This window comes from Prochlorococcus marinus str. MIT 1214 (assembly GCF_027359355.1).
Classification (GTDB): Bacteria; Cyanobacteriota; Cyanobacteriia; order PCC-6307; family Cyanobiaceae; genus Prochlorococcus_B; species Prochlorococcus_B marinus_F.
Map to the genome: position 1 here is coordinate 1,187,351 of NZ_CP114777.1, position 25,777 is coordinate 1,213,127.

General features: G+C 34.7%; 26 protein-coding genes. 12 read left to right on the forward strand and 14 right to left on the reverse strand.

The features are described from left to right. Nucleotides 1–2: 2 nt before the first annotated feature. Complete coding sequence (locus O5639_RS06845) at nucleotides 3–1,055, reverse strand: rod shape-determining protein (RefSeq protein WP_269603652.1); 1,053 nt, start codon at nucleotides 1,053–1,055, stop codon at nucleotides 3–5. Between the two features lie 85 nt (nucleotides 1,056–1,140). Between O5639_RS06845 and O5639_RS06850 the strand changes: the two genes are divergently transcribed. Then, nucleotides 1,141–1,527 carry a single-stranded DNA-binding protein gene (locus O5639_RS06850; protein WP_269625528.1) on the forward strand — a complete coding sequence of 129 codons (387 nt, stop codon included), beginning with the start codon at nucleotides 1,141–1,143 and terminating at the stop codon, nucleotides 1,525–1,527. Nucleotides 1,528–1,538: 11 nt separating this feature from the next. On the opposite strand, the gene O5639_RS06855 is transcribed toward O5639_RS06850, so the two are convergent. Then, nucleotides 1,539–2,195 (reverse strand): DedA family protein, encoded by a 657-nt coding sequence (locus O5639_RS06855; protein ID WP_269623808.1) that lies wholly within the window; start codon nucleotides 2,193–2,195, stop codon nucleotides 1,539–1,541. 23 nt (nucleotides 2,196–2,218) lie between these two features. Continuing rightward, entirely contained in the window at nucleotides 2,219–3,652 is a 1,434-nt protein-coding gene (ahcY, locus tag O5639_RS06860; protein WP_269623809.1) for an adenosylhomocysteinase, read from the reverse strand. A gap of 24 nt (nucleotides 3,653–3,676) precedes the next feature. Between ahcY and tsaE the strand changes: the two genes are divergently transcribed. Next, nucleotides 3,677–4,171 carry a tRNA (adenosine(37)-N6)-threonylcarbamoyltransferase complex ATPase subunit type 1 TsaE gene (tsaE, locus tag O5639_RS06865; protein WP_269623810.1) on the forward strand — a complete coding sequence of 165 codons (495 nt, stop codon included), beginning with the start codon at nucleotides 3,677–3,679 and terminating at the stop codon, nucleotides 4,169–4,171. On the opposite strand, the gene O5639_RS06870 is transcribed toward tsaE, so the two are convergent. Further along, the gene (locus O5639_RS06870) at nucleotides 4,168–5,163 is read right to left on the reverse strand and encodes a carbohydrate kinase family protein (RefSeq protein WP_269623811.1); all 996 of its coding nucleotides are present in this window, start codon (nucleotides 5,161–5,163) and stop codon (nucleotides 4,168–4,170) included. The genes tsaE and O5639_RS06870 overlap by 4 nt on opposite strands. Nucleotides 5,164–5,199: 36 nt before the next feature. Further along, on the reverse strand, nucleotides 5,200–6,354 hold the full coding sequence (gene mutT, locus O5639_RS06875) for an 8-oxo-dGTP diphosphatase MutT (protein ID WP_269623812.1): 1,155 nt from the start codon (nucleotides 6,352–6,354) through the stop codon (nucleotides 5,200–5,202). 179 nt (nucleotides 6,355–6,533) lie between these two features. Here mutT and O5639_RS06880 point away from each other — a divergent pair, with 179 nt between their 5' ends. After that, nucleotides 6,534–7,433, forward strand: coding sequence for an alpha/beta fold hydrolase (locus tag O5639_RS06880; protein ID WP_269623813.1), 900 nt, complete (start codon nucleotides 6,534–6,536; stop codon nucleotides 7,431–7,433). Here the strand turns inward: O5639_RS06880 and O5639_RS06885 are convergent. Both O5639_RS06885 and mgtE read right to left on the reverse strand, forming a co-directional pair. After that, nucleotides 7,418–8,422, reverse strand: a complete 1,005-nt coding sequence (locus O5639_RS06885; RefSeq protein ID WP_269623814.1) for an RpoD/SigA family RNA polymerase sigma factor — start codon at nucleotides 8,420–8,422, stop codon at nucleotides 7,418–7,420. The two genes, O5639_RS06880 and O5639_RS06885, sit on opposite strands and share 16 nt — an antisense overlap. 101 nt (nucleotides 8,423–8,523) lie before the next feature. After that, nucleotides 8,524–9,933 carry a magnesium transporter gene (mgtE, locus tag O5639_RS06890; RefSeq protein WP_269623815.1) on the reverse strand — a complete coding sequence of 470 codons (1,410 nt, stop codon included), beginning with the start codon at nucleotides 9,931–9,933 and terminating at the stop codon, nucleotides 8,524–8,526. Between the two features lie 63 nt (nucleotides 9,934–9,996). On the opposite strand from mgtE, the gene O5639_RS06895 reads away from it, so the two are divergent. Then, nucleotides 9,997–10,473: a glutathione peroxidase gene (locus O5639_RS06895; protein ID WP_269623816.1), complete on the forward strand. Its 477-nt coding sequence runs from the start codon at nucleotides 9,997–9,999 to the stop codon at nucleotides 10,471–10,473. On the opposite strand, the gene O5639_RS06900 is transcribed toward O5639_RS06895, so the two are convergent. Genes O5639_RS06900 through gyrB form a run of 4 tightly spaced genes read right to left on the reverse strand, consistent with a single transcriptional unit; the run spans nucleotide 10,470 to nucleotide 13,498 of the window. Continuing rightward, nucleotides 10,470–10,805, reverse strand: a complete 336-nt coding sequence (locus O5639_RS06900) for a fluoride efflux transporter FluC (RefSeq protein ID WP_269623817.1) — start codon at nucleotides 10,803–10,805, stop codon at nucleotides 10,470–10,472. The two genes, O5639_RS06895 and O5639_RS06900, sit on opposite strands and share 4 nt — an antisense overlap. An 8-nt stretch (nucleotides 10,806–10,813) precedes the next feature. Further along, nucleotides 10,814–11,200, reverse strand: coding sequence for a fluoride efflux transporter FluC (locus O5639_RS06905; RefSeq protein ID WP_269623818.1), 387 nt, complete (start codon nucleotides 11,198–11,200; stop codon nucleotides 10,814–10,816). Beyond that, nucleotides 11,193–11,531, reverse strand: coding sequence for a hypothetical protein (locus tag O5639_RS06910; protein WP_269623819.1), 339 nt, complete (start codon nucleotides 11,529–11,531; stop codon nucleotides 11,193–11,195). Before O5639_RS06910 ends, O5639_RS06905 begins: the two co-directional genes overlap by 8 nt. After that, nucleotides 11,531–13,498 carry a DNA topoisomerase (ATP-hydrolyzing) subunit B gene (gyrB, locus tag O5639_RS06915; protein ID WP_269623820.1) on the reverse strand — a complete coding sequence of 656 codons (1,968 nt, stop codon included), beginning with the start codon at nucleotides 13,496–13,498 and terminating at the stop codon, nucleotides 11,531–11,533. The genes O5639_RS06910 and gyrB overlap by 1 nt, the downstream gene beginning before the upstream one ends. Before the next feature lie 160 nt (nucleotides 13,499–13,658). Between gyrB and miaA the strand changes: the two genes are divergently transcribed. From miaA to cysE, 4 genes are all read left to right on the forward strand, one after another. Continuing rightward, the gene (miaA, locus tag O5639_RS06920; RefSeq protein ID WP_269623821.1) at nucleotides 13,659–14,558 is read left to right on the forward strand and encodes a tRNA (adenosine(37)-N6)-dimethylallyltransferase MiaA; all 900 of its coding nucleotides are present in this window, start codon (nucleotides 13,659–13,661) and stop codon (nucleotides 14,556–14,558) included. A 65-nt stretch (nucleotides 14,559–14,623) separates the two neighbouring features. Next, nucleotides 14,624–15,232 carry a translation initiation factor IF-3 gene (gene infC, locus O5639_RS06925; protein ID WP_269623822.1) on the forward strand — a complete coding sequence of 203 codons (609 nt, stop codon included), beginning with the start codon at nucleotides 14,624–14,626 and terminating at the stop codon, nucleotides 15,230–15,232. A gap of 91 nt (nucleotides 15,233–15,323) precedes the next feature. Next, complete coding sequence (locus tag O5639_RS06930; RefSeq protein WP_269623823.1) at nucleotides 15,324–16,313, forward strand: GntR family transcriptional regulator; 990 nt, start codon at nucleotides 15,324–15,326, stop codon at nucleotides 16,311–16,313. Nucleotides 16,314–16,331: 18 nt separating this feature from the next. Beyond that, entirely contained in the window at nucleotides 16,332–17,075 is a 744-nt protein-coding gene (gene cysE / locus O5639_RS06935) for a serine O-acetyltransferase (RefSeq protein WP_269623824.1), read from the forward strand. 33 nt (nucleotides 17,076–17,108) lie between these two features. Here cysE and O5639_RS06940 read toward each other — a convergent pair whose 3' ends face one another. Genes O5639_RS06940 through secA form a run of 3 tightly spaced genes read right to left on the reverse strand, consistent with a single transcriptional unit; the run spans nucleotide 17,109 to nucleotide 22,109 of the window. Continuing rightward, nucleotides 17,109–17,888 carry an ABC transporter permease gene (locus O5639_RS06940; protein WP_269625529.1) on the reverse strand — a complete coding sequence of 260 codons (780 nt, stop codon included), beginning with the start codon at nucleotides 17,886–17,888 and terminating at the stop codon, nucleotides 17,109–17,111. Then, a complete protein-coding gene (locus tag O5639_RS06945; RefSeq protein WP_269623825.1) occupies nucleotides 17,875–19,248 on the reverse strand; it encodes an ATP-binding cassette domain-containing protein in 1,374 nt (457 codons plus the stop codon). Before O5639_RS06945 ends, O5639_RS06940 begins: the two co-directional genes overlap by 14 nt. 23 nt (nucleotides 19,249–19,271) lie before the next feature. Continuing rightward, a complete protein-coding gene (gene secA, locus O5639_RS06950; RefSeq protein WP_269623826.1) occupies nucleotides 19,272–22,109 on the reverse strand; it encodes a preprotein translocase subunit SecA in 2,838 nt (945 codons plus the stop codon). A gap of 304 nt (nucleotides 22,110–22,413) precedes the next feature. Here secA and gmd point away from each other — a divergent pair, with 304 nt between their 5' ends. From gmd to O5639_RS06970, 4 genes are read left to right on the forward strand one after another with little or no spacing between them, the layout of a single operon-like run. Next, complete coding sequence (gene gmd / locus O5639_RS06955; protein WP_269623827.1) at nucleotides 22,414–23,499, forward strand: GDP-mannose 4,6-dehydratase; 1,086 nt, start codon at nucleotides 22,414–22,416, stop codon at nucleotides 23,497–23,499. A gap of 37 nt (nucleotides 23,500–23,536) precedes the next feature. Continuing rightward, nucleotides 23,537–24,712 (forward strand): DUF4214 domain-containing protein, encoded by a 1,176-nt coding sequence (locus O5639_RS06960; RefSeq protein WP_269623828.1) that lies wholly within the window; start codon nucleotides 23,537–23,539, stop codon nucleotides 24,710–24,712. Nucleotides 24,713–24,771: 59 nt separating this feature from the next. Continuing rightward, nucleotides 24,772–24,984, forward strand: coding sequence for a DUF6447 family protein (locus O5639_RS06965; protein ID WP_420063675.1), 213 nt, complete (start codon nucleotides 24,772–24,774; stop codon nucleotides 24,982–24,984). 51 nt (nucleotides 24,985–25,035) lie between these two features. Beyond that, nucleotides 25,036–25,776 carry a peptidylprolyl isomerase gene (locus O5639_RS06970; RefSeq protein WP_269623830.1) on the forward strand — a complete coding sequence of 247 codons (741 nt, stop codon included), beginning with the start codon at nucleotides 25,036–25,038 and terminating at the stop codon, nucleotides 25,774–25,776. The last annotated feature ends 1 nt before the right edge of the window (nucleotide 25,777 follow it).

A 25,777-nucleotide genomic window follows, 5' to 3' on the forward strand; every position in this document is an offset into this window, starting at 1 on the left:
TTTCAATCTCTAATTACATTTCTAGCAAAATCAGGTGTATCTAGAACTCTGCGCATTGATTTAAAATCATCTAAAACCAAACCACATCCATTTACGACGCAGAGTAATGGATCTTCAGCTACGTGTGTAAAAATTCCTGTTTCATGACTCAACAGATCACTAATTCCTCTAACTAATGCCCCCCCACCTGCGAGCATTATCCCCCTATCAACAATATCTGCAGCTAGTTCGGGTGGAGTTCTCTCTAGAGTTCTTTTTACAGCATCAACTATCTTATTCAGTGGCTCTGACATTGCTTCACGTAAATCGCCAGCTTTCAAATTAATTGAACGAGGCAAACCTGAAAGCAAATGCAATCCTCTTACATCTATTGATTGCAAATCAAATTCATTAGAGGGAAATGCTGATCCAATTTTAATTTTTATCTCCTCAGCCGTTCTTTCCCCAACTACTAAGTTATGTACTTTTTTCAAATAAGTCGCAATGGAATCATTAATTTCATCTCCCGCAACCCTTACAGATTCGCTTAAAACTGTACCGCCAAGGCTTAAAACAGCTACTTCAGTAGTCCCCCCGCCAATATCAACGATCATGGTTCCGATAGGCTCTGTAACCGGCAAAGAAGCTCCAATTGCAGCAGCTACAGGTTCGTCAATCAAATGCACCTCTCTTGCTCCCGCAAGGCCAGCTTCACGAACTGCTCGTCTTTCGACACCAGTCACGCCACTAGGAATACCAACAACTAGTCGAGGTGCAATAATTCCACGGCCCTCATTACATTTTTGAATAAAAGTCTTAAGCATTTGCTCAGCCGCATCAAAATCCGCGATTACACCATCCCTAAGCGGCCTAACGGCACGAATATTTCCTGGTGTTCGACCTAACATTAACTTCGCATCATCGCCTACGGCGAGAGGAACTCCCTCTTCTAAATCCATTGCTACAACTGAAGGTTCTTGCAATACAATTCCCTTACCAGAAACATAAATCAAGGTATTTGCTGTACCTAAATCAATCCCGATATCTCGGGAAAATTTGAAACGGTTAAAAAACACGGATTTCAATCATTTGAGACATCATAAAGAGAGTTGAACTAAGATAAATATATTAGTTAGTAACCATTAAACAGAGGAGTTAATGATGGCAATAAATTCAGTCACTCTTGTTGGCAGAGCAGGCAGAGATCCTGAAGTTAGATATTTTGAATCTGGAACTGTAGTAGCAAATCTAACAATGGCTGTAAATAGAAGGAATCGGAACGACGAGCCAGATTGGTTCAATTTAGAAATTTGGGGCAAACAAGCCCAAGTTGCAGCTGATTATGTAAAAAAAGGCTCTTTGATAGGTATAACTGGTAGCTTCAAAATGGATAGTTGGAAGGATCGTAATACTGGAGAGGATAGGAATAAGCCAGTTGTTAGAGTTGATCGACTTGAATTATTAGGGTCCAAACGAGATTCAGAAAATAGTAATTTTCAAAACAACAATTTCAATCAACAGCCAAGTAATGACGAAATACCATTTTAATAATATCTCTTTTAATTGATAATTAGTTTACGAAGAGTTTTATAAATTAAAATTATTAAAGCACCAGAAAAAATTAAAATAAGTATTGTCTTAAAGATACTAGAGAAAGGATTCATCCATATTTCAATTTTTGCATAATTATCGCCCAAATAAAACCCGGTAATTGTCAAAAACAAGGTCCAAATCAGGCTTCCAGCAGTTGTCCAAATCAGAAAGGGAGTAATGGGCATCAACTCTACACCTGCTGGCACTGAAATCAAAGTGCGAATTCCCGGTACTAATCTCCCCCAAAAGACTAAAGACACCCCGTAAGTGTTGAACCATTTACGACTTCGAGCAAGTTCCTTAGGATTAATTCCAATCCAACGTCCATTCTTCTCAAGCCATTGCTCAAGTCTTTCTTCATTAACTAATCTTCCTATTCCATACCAAGGCAAAGCCCCGACAACAGTTCCTATTAAACCTGCTAAAACAACTGGTAAAAAATCTAATTGACCTTGAGAAACATAAAAGCCACCAAGGGGCATAATCAACTCCGAGGGAATTGGCGGAATTAGATTTTCCAAAAACATTGCCAGCAAGATCGCCCCATAACCAATCCATTGGTTAGTCTCAACTGCATTGCCTATTAATACTGGTAAAGAAGATATAAATTCAGATATTTCCATTTATTTTGAATTATCTAAATAAATTAATAACGATATTGATCAGCCTTATAAGGACCTTCAATTGGAACATTAATATATTCAGCTTGTTCTTCAGTTAACTTAGTTAACTTTGCTCCTATTTTATCTAAATGAAGAATAGCCACCATTTCATCTAAATGTTTTGGCAAAACATAAACTTTATTCAAATATTTAACGCCATATTTGAATAATTCAATTTGAGCTAATACTTGATTGGTAAAAGAATTACTCATAACAAAACTTGGATGACCAGTCGCACATCCAAGATTGACTAATCTTCCTTCTGCTAAAAGAATTATTTTGTTACCGCTTGGCAATGTTATGTGATCAACTTGAGGCTTAATATTTTCCCATTCATAGGCCTTTAAAGAAGAAACCTCTATTTCATTATCAAAATGGCCGATATTACAAACTATCGATTCGTTCTTCATCCTGATCAAATGCTCATGACGAATAACTTGGAAATTTCCAGTTGCTGTAACAAAAATATCTACCTCTTCAACCACTTCATCTAGTCTCACAACTCTAAAACCCTCCATTGCGGCTTGAAGTGCACATATTGGATCTATCTCAGAGATCATGACTGTCGCACCTAACCCCCTTAAAGACTGAGCCGAACCTTTCCCCACATCTCCATACCCCATAACCAGGGCAACCTTACCAGCCACCATTACATCTGTAGCTCTTTTAATTCCATCCACCAAGGATTCACGACAACCATAAAGATTGTCAAACTTACTTTTAGTCACAGAATCATTTACGTTAATAGCTGGAAATACAAGTTCTCCACTTTTTTCCATTTGGTAAAGACGAGCCACACCTGTCGTAGTTTCCTCAGTCACTCCTTTTATAAAAGATTTCGCTTTTGAATAAAAATTTGGATCTTGAGAAAGTTTTTTCTTAATAGAAGCAAATAATGCAATTTCCTCTTCATTTGAAGGGTCATTAAGAACAGAAATATCTTCTTCCGCTTTGCTCCCCAAAATAATCAATCCAGTAGCATCACCACCATCATCAAGAATCATATTTGCAGATTCACCATCGCTCCATTCAAAAATTTTGTGTGTATATTCCCAGTATTCATCTAAAGTTTCACCCTTTTTAGCAAATACTGGGACACCTGAACTTGCGATGGCTGCAGCAGCATGATCTTGTGTGGAAAAAATATTACATGATGCCCATCTAACTTTTGCGCCAAGTTCAACGAGAGTCTCAATTAGAACTCCTGTTTGGATAGTCATATGGAGACTACCTGCGATGAAAGCACCATTTAATGGTTTTTGGGATCCATATTTTTTTCTCAGTGCCATTAAACCGGGCATTTCTGTTTCAGCGATCAAAAGTTCTTTTCTCCCGAATTCAGCTTCGGTTATATCATTAACTACATAATCAGTATTCTTCTCAATACTGTTGAGATTTGACTTGGTTGCTGCGAACATAAATTGAACTCTCGATAGAAGATTGTGAAAAAAGATACTGAAAAACAATTCAAGGTTTTTAATTCATTGGCTCAGCAAACTAATAATTTTTGCTGGACTCTAGACAAACCTGAATCAACGATGTCATTAGGTTCAACATTAACAAAAAAATTCCCTGATCTAAGAATTCTCCTTTTAAATGGACCTCTTGGAGCAGGAAAAACAACATTAGTTAAAGGAATTGCAAAAAGTCTAAAAATTCAAGAGCCCATTACTTCGCCCACTTTCCCTTTATCCCAACATTATCCTTTGGGATACCCGCCATTGATACATCTTGATCTTTATAGAATTGAAGAAAAAAATGCAGCAAACGAATTTTTTTTACAAGAGGAAGAAGAATCCAAAGCCATGAGTGCATTGATGGTCGTTGAATGGCCTGAGAGGTTATCTCTCCCAATGCCTGATGCCTGGAGAGGAAAATTAGAATATTCCTCAGACAATCAATCCCGCTTTTTTCAGCTAATTCCTCCTTTAGATTAAGACAATAAATTATCAATATCTTTCAGATAAGGTTGTGCCTCTATAGCTCCTACTCCTTTGCAAACATGTGAACCACAAGCAATTCCAAATTGAATAATATCTTCAGCAATTTGTTGACTTATTTGATCAAGCTCAAAAGATCTCAGTTTAAAAATTAATCCTGCTGTGAATGCATCGCCAGCTCCAGTCGTATCCACGACAGAGGAGGGAGAAATAGCAAATGATTTGCCAATGTGATTATTTAATCGCCATAAAATGGGATTTGATCCATCAGTAACTACAACTGATGGTCTTTGAGGAAGGGATGCAGAAATTGCTGTTGGATCAAAGGTGTTAAAAAACCATTGGGCCTCTTCTTTTGCGAGTTTTATTAATGAAACGTTTTTTAAAATTGAAAATATTTGATTTTTTTCTTTCAAAGAAGGTTCTAAGACTGTTGAAACCTTTTTTCTCCAAAAAGTTGGCCGCCAATTCAGGTCCATTGCAATCTTTATTCCTTCATGCAAAGCATTTTCGATACACCACAAAAAAGCTTTAGATGATATTACTGAAGCCAAAGGAATTGTTCCCAAAACTAACCATTGCGCATTTTCTACAACCAAAGGCCAGTCTCGAATAATTTGTTCCAGCGATATGGCTTGATCGGCAAATCCCAAGCCTTTATCTCCCTCAAAACCTTCAAAAAATCTTTCTCCATCATTATCTCTACGAACCAATACAACTCTTGTAGGACGAAGAGTATCTTGCTGTAATCCAGAGGTATTAATTCCTCTCTGAATTAAGAGATTCGTAAAATTTTTTCCAAAAGCATCATTCCCTAAAGAACCAATAAAAGAAACATTTGCTCCTAAACGACTTAAGGCACAAGCAACATTAGCTGGCGCGCCACCAAAACAATCAGTTACTGGCAAATCACAAGATGGGTCTCCCCCTGGAGGGCCAAGTCGATCTATCAAAGCTTCTCCAATCGCAATTACACTTCCAGCATGCATGTCTAATAAATGATAAATAAAGTTATTATTATTGATTTACAGATTTTTATTTCCAATACAAAGATGTTTATATAATTCAGAAATAATTTTAGTGTTAGCAGCAGGGAAAGGGAAATCAAAAAGTTTTTTTGGTGAGACCCAAAGTAATTTTTGACTAGTTAAAGGTTTAGGCTCGCCTGAAATCCATTTGCAAATATGAACAGTAAAATAAAGCTTCTTGTGGGTATAAGCGTGTTCAAAAGATACAAGCTTTTCTCCAACTTTGACCACGATTCCAAGCTCCTCTTTTAATTCTCGCTCAATTGTTTTTTCAATAGATTCGTTGGAGTTTTTTTTGCCTCCTGGAAATTCCCACATTCCACCCATACTTGAGCTTTCCAAGCGCTGATCTATAAGCAATTCACCGTTTTTATTAAAAACAAGCCCAATGCCAATTTCTTCAAGAGGCTTTATTTTAATCATTTCTTTTTTAGGAAAATCATCAGGATCGTACTGTGTATAAGCAACACAAAATTTTTGTAGTGGACAAGAGGAACAACTTGGTTTTTTAGGAGTACATATATTTGCCCCTAAGTCCATTAAAGCCTGGTTAAAATCTCTAGGATTTGTCTTGGAAATCAAGAAAGAGCTCAGTTCCCATAATTGTTTTTCATCTTTAATAGATTTTATTTTATTAGCAAGCAACCTAGAAAAAATTCTTTTTACATTTCCATCTAATATTGGTGTAGGCAGGTCAAAGGCAGATGAGATGATACTCCCTGCAGTACTTCTACCGATCCCAGGAAGAGACATCCACTGATCTAGTCCATTTGGCCAAGAATATGGATCTTGATCTTTATATTTGCCAACAAACTCAATTAATATTTTAGAGGATTGATGTATCCGATTCGCGCGTGAATAATACCCAAGACCTTGCCATATCTTTAGAATATTCTCTAAATCAGCCTCTACCAAATAGGTCAAAGTTGGAAAAATCTGCATCCATTTTTCCCAATAAGGAATAACGACCCCCAACTGAGTCTGCTGAAGCATGACCTCTGCAATCCAAATTTCATAAGGAGATATACTTTCGCCTGATTGAGGTATAGAACCATCTTTCTTTAATTTCCAGGGTATCCAATATCTACCATTTGCCCTAAACCATTTCAGAAGTGAATTTTGGATATCTTGAGGAGAATCAATAATACCCATTAAAATAAATCAAAATTTTAACAAATATTTGTTAATACTATCATTATTTTGAAAATTCTATCCACTCAAATTAATACTTTTTGAATAATTAATGCATCGAAAAGTATGAATAAAAAAGTTATCCACTTTACTAAAGATATGCCTTTAAGTAAAAATAATTTATATTCTTCTCTAAATTGATGAGGCAATACTGGAATTGGAAAAATTATCGAATTGCATGGCAAGTATATGAAACAGCTAATAAGTCTGAAATCGCAATTGTCTTAATTCATGGCTTTGGAGCATGTAAAGATCATTGGAGATTCAATCAAAAACATATTAGCTCAATTGCTCCATGCTATGCATTAGACTTAATAGGATTTGGAGAGAGTAGTCAACCCAATTCACAGCTTTTATATGAAAAGAAAACCTCTGAAAATTTCAATTATTGTTTTGATAATTGGAGTCAGCAAGTTTATGACTTCTGTAATGAGATAGTCAAAAAACCTGTCTTATTAATAGGAAATTCGATTGGGGGTGTTATTGCATTAAATACATCAAAAAAATTATCTAAAAAATGTAGAAGTGTAGTTTTGATTGATTGCGCTCAGAGAACAATGGATGATAAGCGCCTAGCTGAGCAATCATTATTAATGCGATTCCTTAGACCAGTAATTAAAACTTTGGTAAGACAACGAATTTTAAGTTCCAACATTTTCAAAAATGCAGCAAATCCTTCTTTTATTGAAAAAATTTTAAAAATAGCTTATCCAAGTGGAAGTAATATTGACGAAGAGTTAATAGCAATGCTTTTTCAACCAACCCAAGGTAAAGGTGCATCAGAAGCTTTTAGAGGATTTATTAATTTATTTGATGATTATCTCGCGCCAGAGTTACTTGAAAAATTGAATAATCCAGTTCATTTAATCTGGGGTGAGAAAGATCCTTGGGAACCTTTAAAAGAAGCTCAAAATTGGTTTGAAACTTTTGAATGTATAAAAAGTTTGGATATTATTCCTGAGGCAGGACATTGTCCCCACGATGAAATGCCTGAAAAAGTTAATCCTATTCTTAAAAGGATAATTCAAGAAGCCATATAAGCTTCAACTGATTCACCAGCTTTTCGTAAACCTCTCAAACCATCTCTTTCTAAATTTCTTACTCTATCCCTACTAATACCCAAAACCCTACCAATACCAGTAAGACTCATAGGATCATCGCCATCCATGCCGTATCTCATTCTTAAAACACGGTTTTGTAATTCAGGTAATTGTTCAAGTAGCGTTTCCAAATCACCTTTCATACAATCACTTTCAATTTGCTCAGAGGGCATATCAATTTCGTTAGACAATAAATCCAATAAAATAGTATCTTCACCATCACCTATTTTGGTTTCTAAGCTAACTGGCTGTCCAGCTCTACTCATCAAATCTTTAACGTCATTTTCAGGTAGTTCAACATATTCAGAAAGTTCCTTAATGGTTGGAGTTCTAGAAAGTTCTTGGCTTAACTCTCGTTGACCTTTTTTGAGCTTATTTAGCATTTCAGTTATATGTATCGGAAGTCTTATCGATCTGCTTTTCTCAGCAATTGCACGTGTAATCCCTTGACGTATCCACCAGTATGCATAAGTTGAAAACTTGTACCCACGAGTCGGATCGAATTTTTCTACCCCCCTTACCAATCCAATAGTTCCCTCTTGAATCAAATCTAAAAGTTCCATATTCCGCTTTGTATATTTCTTAGCAACACTCACTACCAATCTAAGATTTGCTGCAACCATCCTCTCTTTAGCTCTTCTACCACTTTTAAGCTTCTTTTTTAATTGAATATTAGAAATTCCAGCTTTCTCAGCAAATAAATTGATTGATGGCTTTTCACCTAAATCACTCTCAAGTTCTAACTCCAGATTTTCAAGAACCATTAGATCTTGAACCTGTCTGCCTAAAGTTATTTCCTGCTCGTGCGATAGTAAAGGTACTCTTCCAATATCCCTTAAGTAGGAACGAACTAAGTCAATATCCGCTAAAGACTTTGCAGGAGAAGCAGATAGATTTTTAGCCTGGATCGCCTCAGCTGCCGGTGTCATAAGATTTGTTGAGTTTTGTAAAGCTTACTACTAAGAATTGTAAAGATCAATTAAGAAGGGCTCGGCTTACCCTACTTTGAGTAAAAACACTCATTCGGCTTCTACGCCAACCTTCCTAAAAGCCAAGAGGCAGTTTTCAAGTAAATCAAAACCCCTGCTACATCTGTAGCAGTAGTGATAAATGGAGCAGACATTAACGCGGGATCTAAGCCCATACGATCAAAAAGGAGAGGCAAAGATGCACCTGCAGTGGCAGCAAGAGTTGTAATAGCAATCAAACTTATTCCTACAGCTGTTGCGACCAAGGGCCCTTGCCCTTGCCACCAAGCAAAAGGGACAACAAATAGAGACATTAAAACTCCTAGCAAAGCTCCTGCTACAGCTTCTTTTCCGATAGCCTTAACAAAACCAAGTCGTTGAATTCGTTGCGTACTCAAACCTCGAATTACAACAGTTGAGCTTTGAGCACCAACATTGCCTCCCGCCCCAATTAATAGAGGAATGAAAGCAGCCAATAAAACTACTTGCTTTAACACCTCATCATTCATAGCAATAACCTGCGTTGTCAATCCATTAGCTAAAACCAAAACGGCAAGCCAGACGATACGTCGCCTAGCTACAACAAATAAATTGCTCTGGAAATAATCATCTTCATCCCCAGCCTGAACAGCACCAGCCGCATATATATCTCTAGTTGCCTCTTGCTCAATAACATCGATGACATCATCAACGGTGACAATACCAACTAGTCTTTTTTCGAGATCGACAACAGGTAAAGCTAAAAAGTCATATCTTTGAATTGCTCTTGCAACCTCTTCTTGATCAGTATCAGTTCTGACATTCACAACCTCTCTTGTCATAACTTCCCCAATCAGTGACTCAGGGTCAGCAACCACAAGGTCCCTTAAAGATAAAATTCCAGTTAAATGTCTCTCTTTATCAGTTACATATAGGCTGTAAATTGTTTCTGAAAAAGTAGCTCTTTGTCTTACTAGTTTCAACGCTTGTGAGACACTCAGAAATTCTTTGAGATCTATAAATTCAGTGGTCATTAATCTGCCAGCCGTTTCAGATTCATAACCCAAAAGTTGCGCAGTTACTCGTCTTTCTTCAGGACTAAGTTCTGCGAGTAAACGCCTTACAACTTTTGCAGGCAACTCATCAAAAAGACGAACACGATCATCAGGTGACATCTCCTCAACCAAATCCAATACTTCATTAGATCTCAAGCGATCTAAAAGGTTTTGTTGAACTGAAGGATCTAAATATTCATAAACCTCAATAGCTTCGTTTTTATTTAATAGTCTAAAAGCCAATGCTTGCAGAATCATTGGCAATGTCCCAATAGCCTGAGCTATGTCCACAGGCTGAACAGGACTTATAAGTGATTTCACACCATCGTAATTGCCGGCAGAAAGCATTGCCTCTAATTGCATTGCAACTGCTTCAGCGACATAGCTACCGTTCGCCAAAGAATTAGTCTCAGCTGATGCCCCTAATTGTTCATTCATATTTAGAGCAGCAAGCCTCTATTATTTTATGGGTAACTTCCATTATTTTTAACTTCGATATCCATGTCCGTAAATATCAGCAAAGTTGAGGTCTTCTCTTTCGAAAATGAAAAAATAACTTTTGATCATTTCAAAGGGAATGTTTTATTGATTGTTAATGTCGCTAGCAAGTGCGGGTTTACCAAGCAATATAAAGGCCTTCAGAATCTTCAAAACAAGTACGAATCAAAAGGTTTTAAAGTTTTAGGTTTTCCATGTAATGACTTTGGCAACCAAGAACCTGGACAATTAGAAGAAATCAAAAAATTCTGCTCAATCTCTTATGGAGCAAACTTCCAACTTTTCCAAAAAGTTCATGCCAAAGGTAAGACAACTGAACCATTTACAACCTTGAATAAAGTCAGTCCAGCCGGAGACGTTGAGTGGAATTTTGAAAAGTTTCTGATTAATAGAAATGGAGAAGCAATAGCAAGGTTTAAAAGTTCAGTAGAACCAGAAAGCATAGAAATTACAAAAGCAATTGAAAACTTACTTGATTAAGAATTTATCTTCCTAGCTAATAAATCACCTAAACCAACAGCACAGCATCCAATTATTACAATGGATATTGAATGTAAAATAAAAAGTTTATACAAACCTTGCCTTATTAAGTCAAATAAATATAAAGACCATCCACTGAATGTAGTAAGTGATCCGCAAAATCCTACTCCAAAAAGCAATTGATATTTTCTAGAAATAAGCGAACCGTTTATTAAGCCTAATAAAAAACAACCAATAATATTTACGATAAAAATTTCATCAATTTGCCATCTCAAGATAGCCGCAGGTATCGCTCCTATTGAAATGAAAAAAAAACTATTGTTTTTCATCATATTATCCATTATTTATGACCTAAAAAAAAGCCAAGCGCTAAAGCAATTGTTCCTAAAGAAACAGAAATAAAAAATAGTCTAAATGCACTCACAAATTTAAACTTTATCAAAATTTTATATAAATCATAAACAAATGTAGAGAAAGTACTTAAGCTTCCTAATAAACCAATTGAAAAAAATAATAGTAATTGATAAGAAAAATCATAATAGCTAATCCGCGGTAGCACAGAAAGGAAAATACCAAGAAAAAAAGAAGCTAAAGTATTAATTAGTAATATACGAAAATCATTAATTAGATCTATTTTATTTAATTTTTCATAAATTATAAATCTAATATTAGCGCCTAATATTGCCCCACAAGAAATTAAAAAAATATCTTGCAATTGATCAAACATTACTAAGATTTACCCACCCTTTTTTATAAAAGAACTGATAGTGATCCTGTCTAAGAACATTAACTAGTAACCAAATCCCCTTATCATTGCTCTCCCACACTTTAATAACATTTATAGGAGTTCCTGCTTTTACTCTAGCTAAAACAGATGAATGATTAGATGCTGAAGAAAGCAAGTTAAGTTCTTTTAATGCAATTATAGGCGAATTAATATTATTCTCTCTATGCTGAATATTTGATTGTTGCGCACCTCCAGCTGGCAATGTGGTTGGAACTATCAATGCAATGCCTAAAAGCCATGTCCAAACTATAAAAGTGCTAATTAAATTCATCAAATATCTAAAGTAGCTAAATCCAGCTCAACACTATGAGTTTCAATAAATTCTCTTCTTGGTGCAACTTTATCTCCCATTAAAATTGTAAATATCCGATCTGCTTCCAAAGCATCTTCTATCTCAACCCTTTTCATCATTCTTGTTGAAGGGTCCATAGTAGTTTCCCATAGTTGTTTGGGCATCATTTCACCTAATCCTTTAAATCTTTGAATTGTATAATTAGCCTTTTCTCCAAAGTTAGATAGAGTTTTTTGCAAATCTGATTCGTTATAACAATAAGTATGATTCTTTCCTCTTTCTACCTTGTATAAAGGAGGACAAGCAATATAAATATATCCACCTTCGACAAGAGCCTTTTGATATCTGTAAAAGAAAGTCAAAAGCAGAGTTCTAATATGGGCTCCATCAACATCAGCATCAGTCATTATTACTACTCTATGATATCTGAGATTCTTAACTTCAAAATCTTCTCCTTTTATCCCTAAACCTAGAGCAGTGATTAAAGATTGAATCTCTGTATTTTTGTATATCTTAGCATCATCAGTTTTTTCAATATTTAAGATTTTTCCTCTCAAAGGTAAAATTGCTTGAAATTTTCTATCTCTTCCTTGCTTAGCTGAACCGCCTGCAGAATCACCCTCAACAATATAAATTTCTGATTCTGAGGGATCTCTAGAACTGCAATCAGCCAATTTACCTGGCAATGTAGAACTTTCTAATACACTTTTTCTACGAACAAGTTCTCTAGCTCTTCTTGCTGCCTCAGCAGCATTAAAAGCTTGAATTGCTTTCTCTAAGATCAAGTCAATTACACCCGGATTAAATTCTAAATATTGACTAAGAGACTCACCAACCAAGCTATCGACAATTCCACGTACTTCAGTATTACCTAATTTAGTTTTTGTTTGACCTTCAAATTCTGGGTCAGGAACTTTTACAGAAAGAACAGCTGTTAATCCCTCTCGAATATTTTCTCCAGCCAAGTTCGAATCTCCATCTTTTCTTTTGCCTCTTTTCTTTGCAAAAGAATTTAAAGTTCTAGTTAATACTGTTTTTAGTCCTTCAATATGAGTTCCTCCATCAATAGTTCGAATATTATTAGCAAATCCTAGAATGCTATCCGAATAAGCATCAACGCACCACTGCATTGCTGCTTCAACTTGAACCCCATCTTTCTCAGAATTAACATAAATAATTTCTGGGTGTAAGGAATCTTTTTCTTTAGTCATATATTCCACATATTCCTTAATACCTCCCTCATAAAAATAAACTTCTTCATGAGGCTGCTTATTAAAATCTAATGACTTCTTTCTTTCGTCACGAAATACGATACGCACTCCACCATTCAAATAGGCTAATTCTCTAAGTCTCGAAGATAAGATTCCATATTCAAAGGATGTTCCATCAGTAAAAATTTGATCATCAGGTTTAAAACAAACCGTAGTGCCGGTAATGTTTTGATCTGATTTTGGCAGATTCTCAGATTGTAAACTTCCTATTGATGAGCCTCTTTCAAACCTCTGAAAATGCACTTTCTTCTGCCTTCGAACTGTCACTTCCACCCATTCACTTAAAGCATTCACAACGGAAATACCAACGCCATGCAAACCTCCAGAAACCTTATAACCGCCGCTTCCAAACTTTCCACCTGCATGCAAAACAGTTAGAACTGTCTCAAGAGCACTTTTGCCAGTACGAGGATGAATATCAGTTGGAATTCCTCGGCCATTATCTGAGATAGATGCTGATCCATCCTCACAAAGTGAAATTGTGATTTGGTCGCAATGCCCAGCAAGAGCCTCATCTACTGCATTGTCAACGACTTCATATACAAGATGATGAAGTCCTTTAGACCCAGTTGAGCCTATATACATTCCAGGCCGCTTTCTTACAGGTTCAAGACCTTCCAATACTTGGATCTGTTCAGCACCATAAGCCGCTTGGACTTTTGAATCTTTACTCATTCGGATAACAGCAAACAGGCAAGGTTGTCTTTAATACGAGCATTAGCCGAAACCTCAATTTACATTGGTATTAAGGAAAGTTTTAGGAAAAATTTCAAAATCAAATCAAAAAAATCTAATTTCATGCAATTACTGCTACTAAACCCCCTCAAAGAACATCATGCAACCCAATAATAAGCCTCTTGTAATAGCCATTATGGGCCCAACGGCTAGTGGAAAAACTGAGCTTGCAATTGATATTGCAGAAAAAATCAATTCAAATATTCATAATGTTGATTCTCGCCAAATCTACATTGATATGGATATTGGGACTGCAAAGCCAACAGCAGCACAACAAAAACAAGTAAAACATTTTCTCATTGATCTTTGTTTACCATCTGAACCAATCAATCTTCATGATTTTCAATCAATAGCCAGATTGTCTATTGAGAGTGAATTAAAAAAGAGAAAGTTAACTGTACTTGTAGGCGGTAGTGGCTTATATCTTCAAGCGTTGATTGGTGGACTGAATCCTCCTGCAGTACCACCTCAAAAATTCTTAAGAAATCAACTTTACAAAATTGACAAAAACGAAAGACATAATTTACTGAAATGTTGCGATCCTTTATCTGCAGAGAGAATACATCCAGAAGACTCAATCAGAACAATTCGAGCTTTAGAAGTTTTTTATGCCACAGGAAAAATGTTTTCTAAACAAAAAAGCTTGAAAACTAACCCTTGGAAAGTTTTAGAACTTGGATTGAATCCAGACAATTTACTCAACAGAATTCAACGAAGGACTGAAAAAATGTATAAAAATGGACTAATGGAGGAAACTGAGGATTTGATTATTAAATACGGAAATGATTTACAGTTGCTTAAAACCATTGGATATGACGAAGCAAGGTCTATTATTAATGGAAAGATAAACTATGAGGAGGCCCTAGAAATAACAATCAAACGAACATGTCAATTAGCCAAAAGACAAAAAACTTGGTTTAGGAATAAGCATAATTCTAAATGGTTAAATGAAAAGAATGAATTATCCGAAGCTTTAACTTCTATCTATGAGTTTTTCTAGGTTGATAAGTTCATATATGCTTAGAATTAGTCAAAAGGTACTTTCCACCTCAATTTAGTTACTGAATGCCACCACGTCCCCGTTTTGATCGCCGCGCTCCAGAAAGGGAGTTGCCAAACATTAATGAAAGAATCAGCTATTCTGATTTGAGAGTAGTTGACTCGGATGGCACACAACTTGGTGTCATTAGTCGAGAGGAAGCATTAGAAGTAGCGCAAGACAGGGATCTAGATCTTGTATTAGTAAGTGAGAAGGCTACACCTCCAGTATGCCGAATCATGAATTACGGGAAATTTAAGTTTGAGCAAGAAAAAAAAGCAAAAGAAGCGAAGAAAAAATCACATCAGACAGAAGTTAAAGAAGTGAAAATGAGGTACAAAATCGATCAACATGATTACCAAGTTCGTATTAGTCAAGCCACCCGATTCTTAAAAGCTGGAGATAAAGTCAAATGTACAGTTATTTTTAGAGGTCGAGAAATTCAACATACTGCTTTAGCTGAAACTCTTTTAAAACGAATGGCTAAAGATCTTGAAGAGAAAGCAGAAGTTCAACAATCTGCAAAGAGAGAGGGAAGAAATATGATTATGTTTTTAACTCCCCGTAAAACCCCTTTATTAAAAAAAGAAACAGAGACAACTGAACCCCCAAAAGCCTTGAGAACAATAAATTAAATTAAACAAACTTATTGCTGGACAAACAAAAAATTGTCACTAGTCATACTATTTATTAATGTAGCCACATTCATACCTGGCATATAAGCAAGTGAGATTCCATATACAACAGGAAAGTGAAATCCCTGCATCCAGTCAATTGTATAACCAAATTTGTTTTGCTATTGCAGCAAGGCATTACCCTCCAGGGCACAGATTGCCAAGTACTAGACAACTTGCGATGCAAACAGGTTTACACCGAAATACAATAAGCAAAGTATATAGACAACTAGAAACAGATGGAGTCGTTGACGCTATTGCTGGATCAGGTATTTATGTTCGTGACCAACAAAAACAAAAAGAGGTAAGGAGTAGCCCTCATTCTGTTCGTAAGAAAGGAATCAAAGATGTGGACCATGAGGTAAGAAAAAGTATTGATGAACTTTTAAATGCGGGATGTACCTTGCAACAAACGAGAGAACTATTTACTAAAGAAATTGATTGGAGGCTGAGATGTGGCGCCCGCCTACTTGTTAGTACACCTAGGGAAGATATAGGGGCATCACTACTTATCGCGGAAGAACTGGCTCCCCATTTAGATGTGCCAGTTGAGGTTGTCCCAATGGAAGAACTAGAAAATGTTTTAGAAAGTTCAAGCAAAGGAACAGTAGTAACAAGTAGATATTTCTTGCAACCCTTAGAGGAATTAGCCAAACGTCATCAAGTAAGGGCTGTAGCTGTAGATTTGAGCGACTTCCAAAAAGAACTAACCATTTTAAAAAAGCTACGTTCTGGCAGTTGTGTAGGAATAGTGAGCATTAGCCCAGGGATACTCAGAGCGGCAGAGGTTATCTTGCACAGCATGCGCGGCAATGAAATACTTTTGATGACTGCTAATCCTGACGTAGGAAGCAGGCTGATTGCTTTATTGAGAGCTGCTAGTCACGTGATTTGTGACAGTCCAAGCTTACCTGTTATTGAACATGCCCTGAGGCAAAATAGATCTCAATTAATGAGAATGCCACAAATTCATTGTGCACAAAAGTACCTTAGTGACTCTACAATTGAAGAATTAAGCAAAGAGATTGGCCTTCTCGAGTAAACATTGCATCTTGAATCAATGTTTCGATCACTAAGATCTGATTTTGCAATAATCAAAGAAAGAGATCCAGCCGCGAAGGGATTTTGGGAAATACTCTTTTGCTACCCTGGCTTTCAAGCCTTATCAATGCATAGAATTAGCCACAGGCTATGGAACTATAAACTTCCTCTGCTCCCTAGGCTAATTAGTCACATCACTAGATTTTTGACAGGTGTTGAAATACATCCAGGTGCACGGATTGGTAAAGGTGTATTTATAGATCATGGAATGGGTGTAGTCATTGGAGAAACAAGTGAAATAGGAGATAGATGCTTGCTATATCAGGGGGTAACTTTAGGTGGAACTGGAAAAGAAAGCGGAAAAAGACACCCCACTCTTGAAGCAAATGTAGTTGTGGGTGCAGGAGCAAAAGTCCTTGGAGGAATTTACGTAGGAACTAATACAAGGATTGGGGCAGGATCAGTTGTAGTTAAAGATGTAGATGCAAATAGCACGGTAGTAGGAATTCCTGGACGAATAGTCCATCAAAGTGGGGTAAAAATTAATCCTCTAGCTCATTCTGCACTCCCAGATACAGAAGCCAATGTTCTTCGAAATCTTATGGAAAGAATTGATCAATTAGAAAATGATATTTTAGGCTTACAAGACCTCTTAAGTAATATTAAAACTAATAGAAAAACCAAAGATATTGTTATTGGCGAATCACAAAATTTACGAGATAAAGAAATAATAGAGTTTATTGGTGATGACTTAAGTGATTAAATAAGTTAACTTAAATCCTAAAATAAGTATTATTTACAATAGAAAAGGTAATCTCTTACTCTCTATATTAAGCAACCTTATTGTAAGACAAACTCCAATACAATTTAACAACATAATTAAGATTGAATTCTCATAATTTATAGAACCACTTATTAAACTAATTCTTACAGGATCTAAAATCTGATATATAAAATTGATATGTGTAATCCAGCCTAGCGATCCTAAGCTTTCTTTCCGATATAATATTGGAGAAGTCAAAAAAACCAACTGAAGAGCTATTGGGACTAATTGAGCAATATCATTAAAACGAACACTAACTAGGCATATGAGCACAGGAAACCAATATATAAATATAAATAGATTCAAAAATGGTAACCATGAGTAGATTAAGAAATTACTTATTATTGAAAATTTAAAAAAGAGAAAAACAATAAATACTAATACAAATGACTGAATAAAAGTTTGTAATTGAAAAGACCACTCTTCTAAAGTATAAAAAATAGGTTTAAGATTTAAATTCTTGATATTTGAGGAATTATGTGAAAAAAGATAAGGTGAATTAGAAATTGAAGAACTAATTGTATTCCAAATCACCAAACCAAAGCCTAAATATATAAAATATGATTTGAAGTCATCCACTGAAAAAACTGTGCCATAGACAACCCCTAGAGTTCCTATGGACAAAAGATTTGATAACCCCAGCCAAAAACTACCAAGTGTCGTTCTAGCAAATCTTGCTCTTGACCTCGAGGTAGCTGTATACCACCATGCTTTTCTAGTTTTAAAAGCAAATTTAAAATTATCCAATAACATTTTTACGATAATAATCATGGGTATGATAATAATTGAGGGCGGCATCTAAAGGACCATCAAATGCAATTGATCCGTGACTAAAAACAATACCTCTGTTACAAAATTGTTTTAAAAGTTCTTCAGAATGGCTAGCTAAAAACAAAGTCGCAGCTGATTCCATAAATTGCTTCATTCTCTCTTCAGCCCTATCACAAAAGTCTGCATCACCAGTACCAAAGCCTTCATCAATTGCCAAACAATCATGAGGACTTGAAGTAAGAATTGAAAAAATTAATCTTGCCGACATACCCTCACTGTAGGTTTTTATTGGTAGAGAGATATATGAGCCAAGTCCTGAAAAATCTATTATTTCATTTAAAAAACATTCAAAGCCATCGAGGCAATGATTTTGAAGTAAATAATGTGCTTTACAAGCATCGATTCCTGAGAGTTCTGAACTAGTCAAAAAAGTCTTTTGAAGCATAGGATAAACATCTACTAAAATTTTTATATCTCCACTAGTAGGCGTATAAATACCAGAAATCAATCTTAAAAAACTACTTTTACCAGAGCCATTATGACCAATCAGGCCAACACGCTCTCCCTTCATAATAGTTAAACTAATATTTTTTAGAGCAATAACATTAGTTTTATTTTTAGACTGATCCAAAGTCCCACCAGTAATATTAATAACTTGTTTCGCAACTTTCTTTGTTAAAGATCTATTCTCTAAATAATAGATTGGAATAGAAAGAGAAATATCTTGAATTTCTATAGCTGGCTTAGTCAGTATCTTGATACCAGAATCAAATAATGAATTAATAAAGTCATTTATATGCTCATTTGAGACTTTTTTAGTTATATTCGTTAGAAAAATAGTTACTCTATTAAATATTTCTCCTGAGATCCAGGGAGATATTGAATCAGGCTTATAGAGATTAACAAGAGTAATGCTCTTACTAATTTCTTTAGTAAATAGCTCTGAAGCAAAAATTCTATTATTCAAAATACTGATATCTTGTTTTTCTTGCTCAAGATTCACAGAATAAAATTTATCTTTTGAATAAAGTAAATTATGTACAATATCAGATATTTTATAATCTTTACTATTAATCATTTTCTTCCAATAATTTAAACCATCAAAATCAGCTTTTCTACCAAAAAGATTTAAATATAACTTATTAATTTTAAAATCAAAAGTTTTCTCATGAGCTATATATTTTATATATTCATCTTGCTTAGAAAGTTCATTAGATATTTCCCTTAAGCTTATTGATTGATTAGATTGAGAAAGCCAATAATTAATTCCAGATGGATCTCCAGGTCTTCCAAAATATGCTAAATATAATTTTTGCAAATCATTAGAATCAAAATTTATCATATGACTAAATTAGATCTCTTAAATTATGCTTCTACTTTCTTTTGCGCTGGCTGAAACATAAACATAGAGTAAATTACATTTCTTCTCATATTTATCATCATATCTAAAAACATATCATATCCTTCATTTTTATATTCGATTAGAGGATCTTTTTGCCCATAGCCTCTTAATCCCACAGATTCTCGAAGTGAGTCCATTGATTGCAAATGCTCTCTCCAAAGAGTATCAAGTTGCTGAAGGATAAAAAACCTTTCAGCTTGTCGCATAATTCCTGGATGCGTCTGTTCTACTTGAGCTTCTTTCAGATCGTAAGCATTTCTTAACTGCTCTTTTAAAAAATCTTTTAATTCATTTTTATTTAATCCCAATAAATCCTCACTTTTTAAATCAGCTAATAAATATATAAATTCTTTCACTTTAGATACTAAATTCGTCAGGTCCCACTCTTCGGGTGGCAAGTCTTCATTAACATATGCTTCAACAATTTCTTCCATAGTTCTTTGACCATATCCAATAACTTGAAGTTTCAACTCTCTACCGTCTAGAACTCTTCTTCTCTCTGAATAAACAGCTTTTCTTTGATTATTCATTACTTCGTCATATTCAAATATTTGTTTTCTAATATCATAATAATACGTTTCTACTTTTTTTTGAGCTCCTTCTAAAGAACGAGTAAGCATTCCTGACTCAATAGGCATATCTTCTTCAACCCTAAAAGCATTCATAAGACCTGCGACTCTATCCCCTCCAAAAATACGCAGTAAATTATCTTCTAAAGATAAAAAGAAACGAGTACTTCCTAGATCACCTTGTCTACCAGCTCTACCTCTTAACTGATTGTCAACTCTCCTTGATTCATGTCTCTCAGTACCAATAACATGCAAGCCTCCTGCTTCTCGAACAGTTTTTTCTTCTTGACTAATTACTAATTCATATTCATTTTTAATGGTGTTAATTACTGATCTCAAAGATGCAATGTTTTGATCTTCAGTGGGTGCTTTTTCAGCAGCTGTTGAAATCAAATCATCTAATTCAATTGAGCTAATAGCTCGATCTCCGAATTCCTTAACAAGATTTGAAGCCAATAAAGCCAGTTCGCTATCAGCTTCTTCAGTTAAAGAAGCTGGGAAAATATTTCTTAATAGTTGTTTTTGTTTATTATCAATATTCTTAGTCTTCTTCTCTCCAGATTTAAATCCAGATGCATCTGATTGCGCATTTCTTTGTAATGGCAATGGAGGAGAATGGCCATCTTCAGGCTTAACTAATCGAGGATGAAGAATCTCTTTAACTTTTAATCTAGCCATATAATCACTATTACCTCCAAGAATAATATCCGTACCTCTTCCAGCCATATTCGTAGCAATTGTGACTGCTCCCAATCTGCCTGCTTGAGCAACTATTTCTGCTTCTCTTTCAACATTCTCAGGTTTTGCATTTAACAAATTATGAGGTACTTCCTCCTCAGATAATAACGAACTTAATAATTCACTCTTTTCAACACTAGTTGTTCCTACTAAAACTGGCCGACCTTCTCTATGAATTAATGCTGTTTCTTTAGCGACAGCCCTCCATTTTGCTTGCTCTGTTTTAAAGACTTGATCAACCCAATCTTGTCTAGAGATTTTTCTATTTGTTGGGATAGCAGTTGTTTCAAGCTTATATGTTTTTTCAAATTCAACTTCTTCAGTTTTTGCGGTCCCAGTCATTCCAGATAAACGCGGGTATAACAAGAAAAAATTTTGATAAGTTATGGAAGCTAAAGTTTGAGTCTCAGATTGAATATCAAGATCTTCTTTAGCCTCTATTGCTTGATGTTGGCCATCACTCCAGCGTCTACCAGGCATTACTCTGCCTGTAAATTCATCTACAATTACCGCCTCTTTATTACGAATAATATAATTAACATCTTTAATAAAAAGCTCTTTTGCTTTCAGTGCATTAGTAATAAAATGAGCCCATGGATCTTTTGGATCAAATAAATCATTGACATTTAATAGTTTCTCAGTTTTAGCAAATCCTTCGTCAGTCAAGATACAACTTCTTTGTTTTTCATCTACTTCATAATCTCCTTCAGGGTCAATACCATCTTTCCCTGTTTCCGCTGCTCTAATTAAATCTTCTACAACTTTTGCAGCTCGACGATATTTCTCTTGTGGCCTATCAACTTGTCCTGAAATAATCAAAGGTGTTCTTGCTTCATCAATCAAAATTGAATCAACTTCATCAATCACACAAAAATTAAAATTTCTTTGAACGACTTCTGATATATCTGCAGCCATATTATCCCTTAAATAATCAAAACCAAGTTCAGAATTAGTAGCATAGGTAATATCACATGAATAATTTTTTTTCCTTTGAATAGGATTCATATCTTGTTGAATCAATCCAACACTTAATCCAAGGAAACGATGAACCTGCCCCATCCACTCAGCGTCTCTTCGCGCTAAGTAATCATTAACTGTGACGATATGAACCCCTTCAGAAGTCAATGCATTCAAATAACTAGGTAATGTTGAGACAAGAGTTTTACCTTCGCCTGTCTTCATCTCTGCAATCTGACCTTCATGTAAAACCATACCCCCAACTAATTGCACATCAAAATGACGCATATTTAATACTCTTTTTGATGCTTCACGTACAACCGCAAATGCCTCTGGCAATAATTCATCCAACAAATTACGCTGGTCTTTTTTTGATGAAACTTTATCTAGCTTTTCGCGAAATTCATATGTCTTCCTTTTTAGATCGTGGTCAGACAAAGAAATCAAATCTTGCTCTAAAAGATTTATATCAGTTATTAATGGTGTAAATCTTTTAAGCTTCCTAGCATTAGGGTCTCCCAATAGGTTTTTAAGCATTCAAAGTTTTACTAAACTCATCTAATATAGCTTAACAGTTCAATAATCACTGATTTTTGATTTGCAATAAGCATAATCATATAAAAAGTTTATTTTAGAAATCAAAAATCTTTATTTAAAGGATAGAAATAAACAAAATTAAAAAGATTTTAGATAGGATAAAGATCATCAAGTAAACGCATCACCACAGAGGCTTATTATATACAATCATAAATCAAATAAAGTCCAAAAGGTTATTTGATTACATCAATAACTTAGATAGAAGCTGTCAGTGAAGTAAACTTAACGACAAAATACAGCTGACATGAGCAAACAGAAAATCGCTCTGATAACAGGAATTAATGGGCAGGATGGAAGTTATCTCACCGAGTTACTGCTAGATAAAGGATATATTGTTCATGGACTAATTAGAAGATCTAGTGTTGGCAATAGATCGCGAATTAATCATTTGATAGAGAAAGAAGAAAATAAAAATGAACTAATTCTTCATGATGGTGATCTTACTGATAGTAGCAATATAGTAAGAATAATTAAAGAAATATCTCCTGACGAAATATATAATTTAGGTGCGCAAAGTCATGTAGCTGTAAGTTTTAACTCACCAGAATATACTGCACAAACAGATGCACTTGGACCTTTAAGAATCCTAGAAGCTATTAGGATTCTGGGATTACAAAAGAGAACAAAGGTTTATCAAGCCAGTACTTCAGAATTGTATGGATTAGTTCAAGAAATTCCTCAAACCGAGCAAACACCCTTTTATCCAAGAAGTCCTTACGGTGTAGCTAAATTATATGCATATTGGATTACTGTAAATTACAGGGAATCTTATGATATTTTTGCATGTAATGGTATTTTATTTAATCATGAGTCTCCAAGAAGAGGTGAAACCTTTGTCACTAGAAAAATAACAAAAGCGCTAACAAGAATACATTTATCACTTCAAAAATATCTATATATAGGTAATCTTGATTCCAAAAGAGATTGGGGTCATGCCAGGGATTACGTTGAAATGCAATGGTTAATGTTACAACAAGAAAAACCTGATGACTATGTAATAGCTACTGGCCAAGAAGCATCTGTTAGAGACTTTATAGAATTATCAGCAAAACAATTAAATTGGGGTGGAATACAATGGGAAGGAATCGGCTTAGATGAAATTGGAAGAAGAAAAGATAATGGTGAAGTTGTAATAAGAGTGAACCCCAAGTTCTTTAGGCCATCAGAAGTGGATCAACTTCTGGGCGATCCATCCAAAGCATATTCAAAGTTAGGATGGCAACCTAAAGTATCATTAAAGGATTTAATATTGGAAATGATAGAGAGTGATCTAAAAACAGGCCAGATTGAAAAGAAGAACTTAGAACAATCCTTGAAAATTTTATCGTGAGACAAATAAGTAATATGTATTTTGAGGCCATAAAAAAATGGCACTAACATTTAGTGGAATCGTAAATCCTGAACTAATCAGTCATACCCAAAATACCATTGGAAATAATGAGACTCTCACTTTCTATATTGACAAATCACGAGGCTGGTCATCTCTTGACATGTTCAGTCAATCTATTAATGGTTCTATAACTTCTAATAAAGTCAATATTTTTAATATTGGTCATGATCTACCAGAACAGGAGTTTATACAAAATGTCTTCAATAAATTAGACCCAATAATAGATATCGACTTCCAAGAGATGTCACATAACAACGGGTCTATGTTAGATATCTACCATGTTAATTACTCTTCACAGTTTACTCAAAATACTGTTGGTCAAGCAATCTCTCAACAATCAGAAGCAGGATACTGGTGGGAGATCACATGGAGAAAGAATCCAAGCTCCGAAGAAAGAAATAGCAACTCGAAATACAACACAATTATTCACGAAATCGGACACTCTCTTGGATTAGGCCACCCATTCAATGACCCCTTCAACGAATTGTGGAGTTCTGAAGATACTGTAATGTCCTACAACAAAGGTCCCAATGGATGGGATACGTGGTTCTCAAATCATGACTTGAATGCATTAATAAGTATTTGGGGACGAGAAAATGACTTTGGATATATAAACTACGAAAAAAATAGCAATGAATATAAATACAAAAAGACAACGAATAATACTTACTCCATCAAAACAGAAATTGGTCTAGAAAATATAACAAATATTGATACACTAAATTTTAAAGATAAATCTCTCAATGTAAAAAAAGATATAATAGGTGTATTTAATCTAATCAGCGAAAAAGATAATATAACTGGCAAAATATATAGATTATATAATGCAGCTTTTGGGAGATTTCCTGATAAAGAAGGTTTAGAATACTGGATAGAAACAAATTCTAAAAATCAAGATACATTCCGTGATACAGCAAATTCTTTTATCAATTCAATAGAATTCCTCAATTTATATGGGCATCAATCAAGCGATTCTGAATATATTACTAATCTATATAATAATATTTTAAATAGATCACCAGATAATGCTGGCTTTAATTATTGGCAAAGTCAGATAGCTAACGGGTATGAAGATAGAAGTGAATTACTAATGGGATTTTCAGAATCATTAGAAAATAAATCAATATTTTCTAATGAGACAAACATTTTTTAATCTATTCATAAAAATAAAAAAATTTAAAAATACATTGAAAAACCGCTATTCTTTAGTGTATAGTAAATTCCTATTGCAAAAAAAAAATGCCAACTATCACAATTGACGGTAAAGATTACGATCTAGAAGACTTGAGCGATAATGCAAAACAACAAGTAGCAAATTTACAATTTGTAAAAAATGAAATTCAGAGGCTTGAAGCTCAAATAGGTGTTTTCAAAACCGCCTCATCACTTTATTCTAATGCACTTAATAATGAAATGAATCAATAAATAAATATTAATAGGAAAAAATTTGCAACCAAATTCAATTGAGTGCATCATATGGAATCTTTAGATTGTCTAACGCGTGATTGTATAAATTTGCTCAAAAAAAATAAATTACTTAAAACATTAATTAAAATAGAATTAACAAAAAATGTACTTCAGGACGTAGCAATTGAAAAAGAAAAAGAAGATAAAGTCATAAATAATTTCAAGACAAATTACGGTATTGAGAAAGATGAAGGATATCAAGCCTGGCTTAAAGATAATGATTTCAGTGACCAAGAGTTCAGAAATCTCGCCCTATATGAAATGAGACATAAAAAGTACTGTAAAGAAAATTTTGACAACAAAGTTGGTGCGAGATTTCTTGAAAGAAAAAATGACTTAGATATAATAGTTTATAGCCTAATAAGAACAAGAGACTTCAATAAAGCCAAGGAAATCTATTTACGGATCTTAGAAAAGGAAGCAGATCTTGGAGATCTAGCAAGCCAATTCTCAGAGGGTCTTGAAAGTAAAACACGCGGTATAGTAGGGCCTACACAAATAGGAGCATCTCATCCAAAGTTAGCTCAAGTTTTAAGACAAAGTAAGCCTGGAGAAATTCAACCTCCATTTGAGGTTGATGGATCATATCTTCTTGTAAGGGTAGAATCTTTTGAACCCTCGAAGCTTGATGATTTTATGCGTGAAAAAATGCGCGAGGAATTATTTAACGTTTGGATAAATGATAAAGTGAATCACATAAATGAAAAGCTACTTAAAACAAATACCTCAACTAATCTAAACGAAAATTGAT